The following is a 12,292-nucleotide window of genomic DNA, read 5'->3' on the forward strand; positions in this document are numbered from 1 at the left end:
TCCTTCCCGAAGCCGAACCCTCCCGCTGTTGTTGTTGCTGTTGCTGCGATGCGGCGTCACCCCCTCGCCTAAACTGTCGCAATGAACCTGATCGATATCGGCGCCAACCTCACCCACGAATCCTTCGACCATGACCGCCATGCCGTGATGCAGCGCGCCCGCGATGCCGGCGTGGTGCAGATGATCGTCACCGGCGCCAGCCGCGAGCACTCGCCGCAGGCGCTGGCACTGGCCCGCGAATACCCCGGCGAACTGTTCGCCACCGCCGGCGTGCACCCCCACCACGCCAGCGAATACACCGCCGAATGCGACGCGGAAATGCGCGTCCTGCACGCCCACCCCGAAGTGGTGGCAGTCGGCGAGTGCGGGCTGGACTACTTCCGCGACTTCTCCCCGCGGCCGGCGCAACGGCGCGCGTTCGAGATGCAACTGCAGATCGCCGTCGACCTTGCCGTCGATGGCATCGGCAAACCCCTGTTCCTGCACCAGCGTGATGCGCATGACGACTTCATGGCAGTCATGCGCCAGTTCGACGGCCAGCTCGGCCCCGCGGTGGTGCACTGCTTCACCGGCAGCCGCGAGGAACTGTTCGATTACCTCGACCAGGACTGGCACATCGGCATCACCGGCTGGCTCTGCGACGAGCGCCGCGGCCTGCACCTGCGCGAACTGGTGAAGAACATCCCGGCCCACCGGCTGATGATCGAGACCGACTCGCCCTACCTGCTCCCGCGCACGGTGAAGCCCGCCCCCAGCCACCGCCGCAACGAGCCGATGTACCTGGCCCACATCGTCGAGGAACTGGCCCGCGACCGCGGCGAGGATGTCACCGTGACCGCCGCCAACAGCACCGCGACCGCGCGTGCGTTTTTCCGCCTGCCGCCAACGCCACCAATGCCGCCGGCAACATTGGCGACTGCTGGCTGACCCGGCAGATCGACCGGACCAGGGATCGCCGTTGCCGATGCCGCGGCGCGTTCGCGACTCACGTCGCTCCTACAAACGACATGGACGGAGCGACCCCGGCTTGCGTAGGAGCGACGTGAGTCGCGACCCGCCGAACCTCCGTGATGATGTACAGGCCGCGGCTGAAGCCGCTCCTGCGGGTGCCGGACCGGCGATTACAGGTAACGAATCGACGCTCAGCTGCGCAGACCGATCCCGCGCTTGAGCAGCCACAGGCTCAGCGTCGTGAGCACCACCACGAAGCCCAGCATCAGCGCGTAGGCGATCCACAGCGGCACGTCGCTCACGCCCAGCAAGCCGTAGCGGAACGCGTTGACCATGTAGAAGATCGGGTTCGCGTGGGTCGCCGCCTGGGCCCAGTCGGGCAGCAGCTTGACCGAATAGAACACGCCGCCCAGATAGGTCAGCGGGGTCAGGATGAAGGTCGGCACGATCGCGACGTCGTCGAACTTGGTCGCGAACACCGCGTTGACGAAGCCGGCCAGGGCGAAGATCGTCGCCCCCAGCAGCACCGTGGTGAAGGTCACCAGCGGGTGCGGGATGTGGACGTCGGTGAACAACGTGGCGATCACCAGCACGATCGCGCCGACCGCGACGCCGCGCACCACCGCGCCGGCCACGTAGCCGCCCAGGATCACCCAGTTCGGCATCGGGCTGACCAGCAGTTCCTCGACGAACCGGCTGAACTTGGCGCCGAAGAAGCTGGAGGCGATGTTGCCGTAGCTGTTCTGGATCACGCTCATCATCACCAGCCCGGGGACGATGAAATCCATGTAGCCGATGCCATCCATGGTGCCGATCCGCGAGCCGATCAGGCCACCGAAGATCAGGAAGTACAGGGTCATGGTGATCGCCGGCGGCACCAGGGTCTGGGCCCAGATGCGCAGGATGCGGTGGATCTCGCGGCGGGCGATCGTGCCCAGCGCAACCAGGTTGGGGTGGCTCATGCGGACTGCTCCGGCCGGGCCACCAGGCGCACGAACAACTCCTCCAGCCGGTTGCTCTTGGTGCGCATCGAGCGCACCCGGATGCCGGCCGCATCGAGCACCGTGAACACCTGGTTGAGATCCATTTCACGGGGCATGTCGATATCCAGCGTGTCCTCGTCGCGGGCCAGCAGGGTGGTGCCGTCGATCGTCGGCAGCGTGGCCGGCAGCGGGCCGTCGACGTCGAGCACGAAGCCCTGCACGTCCAGACGCGACAGCAACGTGCGCATCGGGCCTTGGGCAATGATGCTGCCGTGGTCGATGATCGCCAGGTTGCGGCACAGGTGCTCGGCCTCTTCCAGGTAATGGGTGGTCAGGATGATGGTGGTGCCGGCGTCGTTGATCTCGCGCAGGGTGTCCCACATGCCGCGGCGGATCTCGATGTCGACCCCCGCGGTCGGCTCGTCGAGGATCAGCAGGCGCGGCCGGGTCATCATCGCCCGGGCGATCATCAGCCGGCGCTTCATGCCGCCCGACAGGGTGCGGCTGGTCATCTGCGCCTTGCCCCACAGGTGGGCGCGCCTGAGTTCGACCTCCGCCCGCTCCAGCGCGACCTTGCGCGGCACGCCATAGAAGCCGGCGTAGTTGACCAGGATGTCGAGCGGTTTCTCGAACAGATTGAAATTGATCTCCTGCGGCACCAGCCCGATCATCCGCATCGCCGCGTCGCGCTGCTGGCGCAGGTCGGTGCCGAAGATCTCCACCGACCCGGCGCTGAGGTTGACCAGCGAGGAGACGATGCCGATCAGGGTGCTCTTGCCGGCGCCGTTGGGGCCGAGCAGGGCGAAGAAATCGCCTTCGGCCACATCCAGCGAGACGCCCTTGAGGGCCTCGACCTGGTTGCCGTAGGTCTTGCGCAGTTGCTGGATCCGCAAGGCCGGCACGGTCGCCATCGGCACCGACACGTCCGGCGTGGCGAGCGGCATCGCCTGGGTCTGGGTCATCGGAGGGAGCCTTTGCTGGGGCCTGCGCGCAGGAAGCCGCGCGGCGATCCCAGTAGTATAGGGGGCTTGGTGGCCGCGCCCTGGCCACGCTGTGTTCCGGCCGCGCCGGCACGGCAGCCCACCGACCAACGAAGGCCCTACCCACCCGTGGCAGTCCAGCATTTCTCCCTGAACCTCGTCTCCCGCCGCATGGTCGCCCCGCAGGTGGGCCATTACGTGTTCGCCCGCGCCGACGGGCAGCCGCTGCCCTTCATCCCCGGCCAGTTCATCCAGGTGCACTTCCACTACGCCGACGGCACCGCGACCAAGCGCAGCTACTCGCTGGCGACGATTCCCGACCCGGTGACCGGCCCCGACAACCTGGTCGAGATCGCCGTCAGCTACGTGCCCGGCGGCGCGGCGACGGCGCTGTTCGAGGGTTTGCAGGAGGGCGATGCGATCGATGCGACCGGGCCGTTCGGACGCTTCTGCCTGCTGCCGACCGACACCAACCAGCGCTACCTGCTGATCGGCACCGGCACCGGCGTGACGCCGTACCGGGCGATGCTGCCGCAGCTGGAGCAGGCGATCGTCGAGCGCAACCTGCAGATCGTGCTGCTGTTCGGCGCCCGCAATCCGGCCGAGCTGCTGTACGGCGACGAGTTCCGCGCCTTCGCCGATCGCCACCCGGCCAACTTCCGCTTCCTGCCGTGCTTCTCGCGCGAGCTGCCCGCGCCGGGATCGCCGCACGCGCACGCCGACATGCGCCACGGCTACGTGCAGCAGTTCCTGGCCGAATTCGCGCCGGACACCCGCACCGACATCGCCTACCTGTGCGGCAACCCGAACATGGTCGACACCTGTTTCGAGGCCCTCAAGGACGCCGGCCTGGAAGTGCGCCAGATCCGGCGCGAAAAGTACGTCTCCTCGAAGTAGACGCCCGCGTTGTCATCGCACCGCCGGCAGGACGCCAGCCATGATCGCCAGCACTCCGGCTGCTCAAGCCGCGACTCCCGACCGGGACATTTGTCACGTTTTCCGTCCCCGCCGCGTCTGTCATCCTGACCGGCGCGCCGCGGCGTGGGTCACGTGCGGGGCTCGACACGTGCACCCGGCATGCCACCGGTTCCGGCTTCGCCCGGCGGACGTCGGCATGCCGATTCCACCTCACTTTTCTGTTTCCGCCGCACCGCTCCATCGCACAGGTTCCGCCACCAGGGAGAGATCATGCGCAACACCGGAATATTGACCGTCGCGGTTGCAACGACATTCGCGGCGACACTGCTGCTGGCAGGTTGCCAGCCACCCGCCGACGGACAGGCGGGCCGGAAGGACACGGACGCGACCGACAGCACCCGCCATTTCGGCACGATCGCGTTCGAGCCCTGCTCGCTGGCCAGCGTTGACGGCGGCCTGACCACCGAAGCCCAGTGCGGCACCTTGCAGGTCGCGGAAAACCCGGCCGACACCGACGGTCGCCAGATCGACTTGAACATCGCCTGGCTGCCGGCATCCCGTGGCAGCGGTACCGGCGACCCGGTGTTCTTTCTTGCCGGCGGTCCCGGCCAGGCCGCCACCGAGCACGCCGCCACCGTCGCGATGACCCTCAACGAGGTCGGCAAGCAGCGCGACATCATCCTCATCGACCAGCGCGGCACCGGGAAATCCCATCCGCTGGACTGCCGCGACGCCGACGGCAATCCGCTGAAGATGGACGAGAGCGCCGCCCCGAGCGAGTCCCAGCTGGTCGCGTTCGCCAGCCGGTGCGCGCAGGGCCTGCAGGGCCGCGCCGACCCGCGCTTCTACACCACCACCGACGCGGTGCGCGACCTGGACAGCGTGCGCGCCGCACTGGGCGTGGCGCAGATCAACCTGGTCGGGGTGTCCTACGGCACCCGCGTCGCCCAGCACTACGCCGCGACCTGGCCGCAGCACACCCGCAGCGTCGTGCTCGACGGCGTGGCGCCCAATTCGCTGGTGGTCGGCGGCGAGTTCGCCCAGACCCTGGAGGACGCGCTCGGCCTGCAATCGGCCCAGTGCCGGGAACTGCCGGCCTGCCGCGCACGCTACCCGGTCGACATGCGCGAGCAGCTGCGCGCGGTGATGGACCACCTCGAAGCCACGCCGGTCGAGGTCGAGTACCGCGATTCGCGCACCAACGAGGCCCGCCGCGACACTGTCACCGCCGATGCGGTCGGCGGCCTGGCCTTCATGTTCTCGTACCTGCCGCAGACCGCCTCGCTGTTGCCGTTGATGATCGACGAGGCCGCGCGCGGCCGCTACGCGCCGTTGATGTCGCTGGTGCAGATGAGCGGCGACAGCATGCAGGCCCAGATGACCCGCGGCATGCAGTGGTCGGTGCTGTGCGCGGAGGATGCCGGCCGCTACGTGCCCGATCCGGCGGCGGCCGCCACGATCATCGGCCCCGACGTGGCGAAACTGTTCTTCGCGCCCTGCTCGGTCTGGCCGCACGGCCAGGCGCCGGAAGGTTTCCACCGGCCGTTCACCTCGGACCTGCCGGTGCTGCTGCTGTCGGGCGAACTCGATCCGGTGACCCCGCCGCGCTACGGCGAGCAGGTCGTGCAGCACCTGCCCAACGGCCGCCACCTGGTGCTGCGCGGACAGGGACACAACGTCTCCGCGACCGGCTGCATGCCCAAGCTGCTGGGCCAGTTCATCGAGAGCGCGGACGCCAGGGGGCTGGACGCCAGCTGCCTGGACAGCCTGAGCTACGTGCCGCCGTTCATGCACTTCAATGGCTGGTCGCCATGAGCGCCTACGTCCGGTCCGCCTCATTCGATCCGATCCGCGCACGCCGCGTCCCCGTACGGAGCCAGCCATGATCAGCGCAGAAAACCTGCACAAGTCCTTCAAGACCAAGACCGGCACGATCAAGGCCGTCGATGGGGTCGACTTCACCGCCCGCGACGGCCAGATCACCGGCCTGCTCGGCCCCAACGGCGCCGGCAAGACCACCACCCTGCGGATGCTCTACACGCTGATGAAGCCCGACACCGGCAAGGTGCTGGTGGACGGCATCGACACCGCGACCGATCCGGCCGCGGTGCGCCAAGCCCTGGGCGTGCTGCCGGATGCGCGCGGGGTGTACAAGCGGCTGACCGCGCGCGAGAACATCGCCTACTTCGGGGAGCTGCACGGCCTGTCCAAAGCGACGATCGCCGAACGCACGCAGGCCTTGTCGGCGGCACTGGACATGGACGGCATCCTCGACCGCCAGACCGACGGCTTCAGCCAGGGCCAGCGCACCAAGACCGCGATCGCCCGCGCGCTGGTGCACGACCCGCGCAACGTGATCCTCGACGAGCCGACCAACGGCCTGGACGTGATGACCACGCGCGCGATGCGCGGCTTCCTCAAACACCTGCGCGACGAGGGCCGCTGCGTGATCTTCTCCAGCCACATCATGCAGGAGGTCGCCGCACTGTGTGACCGCATCGTCATCATCGCCAAGGGACAAGTGGTGGCCGCCGGCAGCGCCGATGAGCTGCGCGAGACGTTCGGTGAATCCAACCTGGAAGACGCCTTCGTCAAGGCGATCGGCAGCGACGAGGGCCTGCACGCATGAGCACGACCGCAACCACGCCCGACGCGCATCCTCGCGCGGGCACCTTCGCCGCCCTGTGGTCGGTGATGCGCAAGGAACTGCGCGATTTCTCCCGCGACCGCCGCACCCTCGCCCTGACCCTGCTGATGGGCCCGCTGCTGTACCCGGTGCTGATGCTCGGCATGGGATCGCTGGCCGAGAACCGCGCCCGCACCCAGCTCGACAAGGTCCTGGAAGTCCCGGTGCTGGGCGCCGAACGCGCGCCGAACCTGGTCGCCTTCCTCGCCACCCGCGGCATCAAGGCGATCGATCCGCCGGCGGATAGTGACGGTGGCATCGACGCCGGGATCCGCTCGCAGGACATCGACGTCGCACTGGCGATCGACGCGGACTTCGATGCGGACTGGAAGGCCGGCCGCCCGGCACGGGTCGAGATGATCCTCGACAGCACCCGGCGCAACGCCGAGATCCCGGTCCAGCGTCTGCAGACCGCGTTGACCGGCTACGGCAGCCAGGTTGGTGCGCTGCGTCTGTATGCGCGGGGTATCGACGCCTCGATCATGCAGCCGATCGCACTGGGCAGTCGCGATCTGGCGACAGAGGAGGCCAAACGCGGTCTGCTGATGTCGCTGATGCTGCCGTACCTGCTGATCCTGATGTCGTTCCTGGGTGGCGCCTACCTGATCATGGACGCGACCGCCGGCGAACGGGAGCGGCAGTCGCTGGAGCCGTTGCTGGCCACACCCGCCTCGCGCGGCGCGATCGTCAGCGGCAAGATCGCGGCGGCGTGCACAATCGGCATCATCTCGCTGCTGCTGATCCTGCTGGCCTTCAAGCTCAGCGCGCAGTTCGCCGGCAACATGGCGGACATGCTCGATGTGAGCTTCGCCGCGATCGCCAAACTGCTGCTGATCCTGCTGCCGATGCTGTTCATCGGCACCACGCTGCTGACCTTCCTGTCGGCCGCTTCCAAGAGCATGAAGGAAGCGCAGAGCCACATGACCTGGCTGATGCTGCTGCCGATGCTGCCGATCCTGGTGCTGGCGGTGAACCCGCTGAAGTCGGAGCTGTGGCAGTACGCGGTACCGTTCCTGGCCCAGAACCAGCTGATCCAGAAGGTGATCCGCGCCGAGGTCATCGGCGCCGACGTGTGGACGGTGTACCTGGTCGCCGGCCTGGGGCTGTCGGCGTTGCTGTGGTTTGCCGCGGTGCGTCGATACCATCAGGAGAAGCTGGCGATATCGGGCTGACCCAGGCGCGGCCGGTGCAGACGGGTTGACAGCCTTTCCTGTTCTGTTGCCTGGAAGGGCGATACCTGAAGGCATGCGGCTGTGGCTGTCACTCGTCACGCGGAGCCGGCCCGACAACAACGACACCCGCCGATCTCCCCATCGGCAGGTGTCGGCACAATCAACCGCCGCCGCTGGGATTGAAGGCGATCGTGCGGCGCGTGGTCACCGGTTCGGGCAACGGCTGGAAGCGCCAGCGCTGCACCGCATCCAGCGCCGCCCGGTCGAACACGCGCCGCGGCTCGGCGTTCACCACCCGCGCCGATGTCACCGACCCGTCCGTGCCCACGGTGAACTCGACCTGCACTTCGCCCGACTGGCCGGCGCGCAGCGCATCGCGCGGGAACTGCGGCGCGGGCGTCGACAGCGGCCGCAGATCGGCGGCCGTCGGTCGCGCGGGAGCGGCACGCACCGGAGCCGGGGCCGGCTTGGCCGCTTCTGCGGCGCGGCGTTCGGCCGCCTGCTTCTCGGCCGCGGCGGCGGCTTCCGCGGCAGCCTTGTCGGCGGCCTGCTTCTCGACCAGTGCCTTGGCGGCCTGTTCCTGCTGCTGTTTCTGGTCGACCAGGCGCTGGCGTTCCAGCTCGGCCTGCTTGATCGCCTGCTGCTCGGCGGTCACCTGCTGCTGCGCCGCGCGCTCGACCACCGCCTGCTGGCGACTCTCGATGCTGGCCTTCAGGCGCGCCAGCGCCGGATGCTGCGGCTCGGCCCGTTCCAGCAACGCCGCCAGGCGCTGGGCTTCGCCAAAGTCCTCGCGGTTGATGCTCTGCTCGGTCGCGATCACGGTCATCGGCAACAGGTCGGTCAGCGCGCTCGACACGCCGGCGTCGCCGGGCGATTTGTCGCGCAACGCCAGATAGAACTCGACCGCGTTGTCGCCGGCCGGCGCATACAGGCGATTGTCGCCGTAGGCCTTGCGCGCGGCGGCACGCAGTTCGTCCTGGCCCATCGCCTGCACGGCATCGGAGACCGCGGTCTCCGCGGTCGGCGCCGGCTCGGCCACCGCGGGAGCGGCGGCGGGCGTGGCCGCATCGGGTGCGGGCTGGTCGTTGCCGCAGGCACTCAATCCCAGCCCGAGGGCCAGCACCAGCGACAATGTGGAAAGGGTGGACAACCGGCACGATTGCCGGGTTTGCGGATACACAACGGTCATTGGCGGAACTCCCCTGAAGTGCGCCCTCGTGGGCGCACGCGCACAAGGACGCGACAGCGCGGCCTGTTTGTCAAGCGTTTCGTCGGCGCCGCTGCCGCCCAGGACGGCGGCGGGCGGCGCTGAAACACGGCCGAAACACGATGGTTGCCGCGTTTCGCACGGCTTATTTGCCGATGCAGAAACTGGAAAAAATATGCCCCAGCAGATCGTCGGCGCGGACGCGGCCGGTGATCTCGCCGAGCGCATCGTGGCTGGCACGCAAGGCCTCGGCGGCCAGTTCAAGCGCCTCGTGATCGAGCTGGCCGCGCGCATCGGCCAGTTCCGAACGGGCGCGCAGCAACGCATCCACATGCCGTGCGCGGGCGGTAAACGCGCCTTCGCCGGCATCGGCCGCCTCGCCGATCGCCAGCTCGCGCAAGCGGGCGTGGAACGCCTCGATCCCCGCGCCGGTGCGGGCAGACAGCAGCAACGGGGATTCGCGCGCGTCGGTTGCCGGCATCGGGCCGTCTTCCAGCAGGTCGGCCTTGTTGTGCAGCCACAGCGTGCGCGGCACGTCGCGGATCGCATCGGCGACCGCAGCGGTACCGGCCTCCGGATCGCGCGCGTCGAGCACCACGATCGCCAGGTCGGCGCGCTGCAACTCCTCGCTGGCCCGGCGCATGCCTTCGCGTTCGATCACGTCGCCGCCCTCGCGCAGGCCGGCGGTATCGACCAGGGTCAGTTCGACGCCATCGACGCGCACCACTTCGTGCAGCAGGTCGCGGGTGGTGCCGGCGATGTCGGTGACGATCGCGCGGTCGCTGCCGGCCAGCAGGTTGAGCAGCGAGCTCTTGCCGGCGTTGGGCGGGCCGACGATCACCGCGTGCAGGCCGTCGCGCAGCCGGCGACCGCGTTGCGCGGCGGCCAGCAACTGGTCGAGCTCGGTCGCCACCCGGTCGAAGTCCGCACGCAGCGCGTCGCCGCCGAGCGTGTCCAGCGGCTCGTCGGCAAAATCGATCGCGGCCTCGACGTGCACGCGGATCGCGAGCAGCCCGGCGGCGATCGCCTCGACCCGGCGCGAGAACTCGCCGTCCAGTGCACGCCGCGCCGCACGCGCCGCACGCACGTCGCCGGCGGCGATCAGGTCGGCCACGGCCTCGGCCTGGGCGAGGTCGAGGCGGCCTTCCAGGAACGCGCGTTCGCTGAACTCGCCGGGCCGCGCATGCCGCGCGCCCAACGCGCAGGCGCGTGCCAGCACGGCCTGCAGCACGGCCTGCCCGCCATGACCCTGCAGCTCGACCACGTCCTCACCGGTGTAGCTGGCGGGGGCGGCGAAATACAGCGCGATGCCATCATCGATGGCCTCGCCATCGGCATCGCCGAAACGCACATGGTGCGCATGGCGCGCGGTCAGGCGACGGGCGCAGATCGTCTCGCCGATCGCCCGCGCGTGCGGCCCCGACAGGCGCACGATGCCGACCCCGCCCGCGCCGGGGGCGGTGGCGATGGCCGCGATGGTGTCTCGATCTGCCACGGAGTCGTTCCTCATGCGTGCGGTTGCCAACGTGCCCGCCGTGCCGCCGCCAGTTTGCCGCAATCCGCCACCGCGCCCGGCGTGGACTGTCGCGGTGGCACGGACACAAAGCAGAAGCCCGCCGGATCGGCGGGCCCCTGCGTGCCGGTCAGGGCCGGATCAGCCCTTCGCCACCACCGGCTCGCCGCTGTACTTCTTGACCATCCACCACTGCTGGATCAGGCCCAGGCCCGCGTTGGTCACCCAGTACAGCACCAGTCCGGCCGGGAAGAAGGCGAACATGACGCCGAACGCCAGCGGCATGAACTGCATCATCTTCTGCTGCATCGGATCGACGCCGGTCATCGGGTTGAGCTTCTGGGTCGCCCACATCAGCGCGATGTTGATCACCGGCAACACGAAGTACGGATCGCGCGCGGTCAGGTCCTGGATCCACAGGATCCACGGCGCATGCCGCAGCTCGACCGATTCCGACAGCATCCAGTACAACGCCAGGAACACCGGCATCTGCAGCACCAGCGGCAGGCAGCCGCCGACCGGGTTGATCTTCTCCTTCTTGTACAGCTCCATCATGGCCTGCTGCAGCTTCTGCTTGTCGTCGCCGTAGCGCTCCTTGAGCTGGGCCATGCGCGGCTGGAACTTGCGCATCTTCGCCATCGACTTGTACTGCGCCGCCGACAGCGGAAACATCACCGCCTTCAGCAGCACGACCAGGCCGACGATCGCCCAGCCCCAGTTGCCGAGCAGGCCGTGCAGCCACTGCAGCACCCAGAACAGCCAGCCGGCCAGCGCCGCCATCGGCGCGAAACGGCTGAAGTCGACCGCGCGCTCCAGGCCCGGCACGTCCTGCGCCTGGATCTGGCTGACCAGTTTCGGACCGACCCACAGGCGCGCTTCGTTCTGCACGCTGGCACCGGGAGCGACGTTGACGCCGGTATCGACCTCGCGGATCAGGTAGCGCGGTACGCCGGACTCGCTGGTGGTGCTGAGCGAGAACGTGCCGGTGTCACCCGCGGCCGGAATCCAGGCGCCGAAGAAGTGGTGCTGCAGGAAGGCGATCCAGCCGCCGGTGACCTGCTTGTCCAGCGGGCCGTCGTCGATGAAGTCGGCGTATTTGCGCTTCTCGTACTTGTCCGCCGCGCTGAACCACGCCGCGCCCTGGAAGCTGTACTTCTCCGGGCTCATCGGCGCGCTGCTTTCGAGCGCCCGCGGCACGCGCGAAAGCTGGCGGTACAGGAAGCCCTGCCACGGCGTCGTGCCCTGGTTGACCACCTGGTCGCGCACGTCGACGACGTAGATGCCGCGTCGGAACGTGTAGGTGCGGTGGATGCTAACCCCGTCCGGACCGGTCCAGACAAACGGCACCACCACCTCGTCCTGGCCCGGCGCGAGCTTGAAGTCGGCACCGGCCGGCGCCGCACTGCGATCCAGCACGAAGCCGGACAGGTGCGTGGGGGTGGCGTTGGTGTTGCTGATCCAGCCGCTCTGGGCGACGAAGAAGTCGGCCGGGTCGCGGCTGAACAGGCGCACCGGCGCGCTGCCTTCCTCGGCCGTGCTCGGATACCGCAGCAGATCCGCCTGCAGCACTTCGCCGCCGTCGAGCAGCACCTGCAGCACGTCGGTCGTGACGGTCACCGCATCGTTCCCGGGGGCGGACTCGCTGGCGACAGCCGCAAGCTCGGGTGCGGCAACCGGCGCGGCGGCCATGGTCGGCGCGCCGGGAACGCCGGCGCGGGCCTGCTCGGCGGCATCGGGAGTGTCGCCGCCCGGTACCGCAGGCGCGGTCGTCGACACCCCGGTGGTCGGCGGCGGAGCGGCCTGTTCCTTGTTCCACTCCATCCACAGCAGGGTCGCCACCATCAGCCAGGCGAAGATCAGGAATAAGCGGGTCTGGTTCATG

The 12,292-nt window shown here is 68.9% G+C and carries 10 protein-coding genes; 5 read left to right on the forward strand and 5 right to left on the reverse strand.

Going from position 1 to position 12,292, the window contains the following annotated elements:
• The first annotated feature begins 81 nt into the window (after positions 1 to 81).
• The gene (locus N792_RS00005) at positions 82 to 927 is read left to right on the forward strand and encodes a TatD family hydrolase (protein WP_036191267.1); all 846 of its coding nucleotides are present in this window, start codon (positions 82 to 84) and stop codon (positions 925 to 927) included.
• A 215-nt stretch (positions 928 to 1,142) separates the two neighbouring features.
• Here the strand turns inward: N792_RS00005 and N792_RS00010 are convergent, their stop codons facing one another.
• Both N792_RS00010 and N792_RS00015 read right to left on the reverse strand, forming a co-directional pair.
• Positions 1,143 to 1,913 carry an ABC transporter permease gene (locus tag N792_RS00010; protein WP_036191269.1) on the reverse strand — a complete coding sequence of 257 codons (771 nt, stop codon included), beginning with the start codon at positions 1,911 to 1,913 and terminating at the stop codon, positions 1,143 to 1,145.
• Entirely contained in the window at positions 1,910 to 2,878 is a 969-nt protein-coding gene (locus N792_RS00015) for an ABC transporter ATP-binding protein (protein ID WP_052103278.1), read from the reverse strand. Before N792_RS00015 ends, N792_RS00010 begins: the two co-directional genes overlap by 4 nt.
• A 165-nt stretch (positions 2,879 to 3,043) precedes the next feature.
• On the opposite strand from N792_RS00015, the gene N792_RS00020 reads away from it, so the two are divergent.
• The 4 genes from N792_RS00020 to N792_RS00035 all read left to right on the forward strand — a co-directional run bounded on the left by N792_RS00020 (position 3,044) and on the right by N792_RS00035 (position 7,690).
• Positions 3,044 to 3,811: a ferredoxin--NADP reductase gene (locus N792_RS00020; protein ID WP_224743888.1), complete on the forward strand. Its 768-nt coding sequence runs from the start codon at positions 3,044 to 3,046 to the stop codon at positions 3,809 to 3,811.
• A gap of 291 nt (positions 3,812 to 4,102) precedes the next feature.
• Positions 4,103 to 5,647, forward strand: a complete 1,545-nt coding sequence (locus tag N792_RS00025) for an alpha/beta hydrolase (protein ID WP_036191274.1) — start codon at positions 4,103 to 4,105, stop codon at positions 5,645 to 5,647.
• A 67-nt stretch (positions 5,648 to 5,714) separates the two neighbouring features.
• Complete coding sequence (locus N792_RS00030) at positions 5,715 to 6,461, forward strand: ABC transporter ATP-binding protein (protein ID WP_036191276.1); 747 nt, start codon at positions 5,715 to 5,717, stop codon at positions 6,459 to 6,461.
• Entirely contained in the window at positions 6,458 to 7,690 is a 1,233-nt protein-coding gene (locus N792_RS00035; protein WP_052103200.1) for an ABC transporter permease, read from the forward strand. Before N792_RS00030 ends, N792_RS00035 begins: the two co-directional genes overlap by 4 nt.
• Before the next feature lie 160 nt (positions 7,691 to 7,850).
• Here the strand turns inward: N792_RS00035 and N792_RS00040 are convergent, their stop codons facing one another.
• The 3 genes from N792_RS00040 to yidC form a co-directional block, all read right to left on the reverse strand.
• A complete protein-coding gene (locus N792_RS00040) occupies positions 7,851 to 8,879 on the reverse strand; it encodes an energy transducer TonB (protein ID WP_084105207.1) in 1,029 nt (342 codons plus the stop codon).
• A 163-nt stretch (positions 8,880 to 9,042) separates the two neighbouring features.
• Positions 9,043 to 10,407, reverse strand: coding sequence for a tRNA uridine-5-carboxymethylaminomethyl(34) synthesis GTPase MnmE (mnmE, locus tag N792_RS00045; RefSeq protein WP_036191282.1), 1,365 nt, complete (start codon positions 10,405 to 10,407; stop codon positions 9,043 to 9,045).
• A 144-nt stretch (positions 10,408 to 10,551) separates the two neighbouring features.
• Positions 10,552 to 12,291, reverse strand: coding sequence for a membrane protein insertase YidC (gene yidC, locus N792_RS00050; RefSeq protein WP_036191284.1), 1,740 nt, complete (start codon positions 12,289 to 12,291; stop codon positions 10,552 to 10,554).
• Position 12,292: the final 1 nt, after the last annotated feature.

The organism is Lysobacter concretionis Ko07 = DSM 16239 (genome assembly GCF_000768345.1).
GTDB classification, from domain to species: Bacteria; Pseudomonadota; Gammaproteobacteria; order Xanthomonadales; family Xanthomonadaceae; genus Novilysobacter; species Novilysobacter concretionis.

Coding starts and splice junctions, on each gene's coding strand:
- N792_RS00005 (WP_036191267.1), top strand. CDS start 82: ATGAACCTGATCGATATCGGCGCCAACCTCACCCACGAATCCTTCGAC.
- N792_RS00010 (WP_036191269.1), bottom strand. CDS start 1,913: ATGAGCCACCCCAACCTGGTTGCGCTGGGCACGATCGCCCGCCGCGAG.
- N792_RS00015 (WP_052103278.1), bottom strand. CDS start 2,878: ATGCCGCTCGCCACGCCGGACGTGTCGGTGCCGATGGCGACCGTGCCG.
- N792_RS00025 (WP_036191274.1), top strand. CDS start 4,103: ATGCGCAACACCGGAATATTGACCGTCGCGGTTGCAACGACATTCGCG.
- N792_RS00030 (WP_036191276.1), top strand. CDS start 5,715: ATGATCAGCGCAGAAAACCTGCACAAGTCCTTCAAGACCAAGACCGGC.
- N792_RS00035 (WP_052103200.1), top strand. CDS start 6,458: ATGAGCACGACCGCAACCACGCCCGACGCGCATCCTCGCGCGGGCACC.
- N792_RS00040 (WP_084105207.1), bottom strand. CDS start 8,879: ATGACCGTTGTGTATCCGCAAACCCGGCAATCGTGCCGGTTGTCCACC.
- mnmE (WP_036191282.1), bottom strand. CDS start 10,407: ATGAGGAACGACTCCGTGGCAGATCGAGACACCATCGCGGCCATCGCC.
- yidC (WP_036191284.1), bottom strand. CDS start 12,291: ATGAACCAGACCCGCTTATTCCTGATCTTCGCCTGGCTGATGGTGGCG.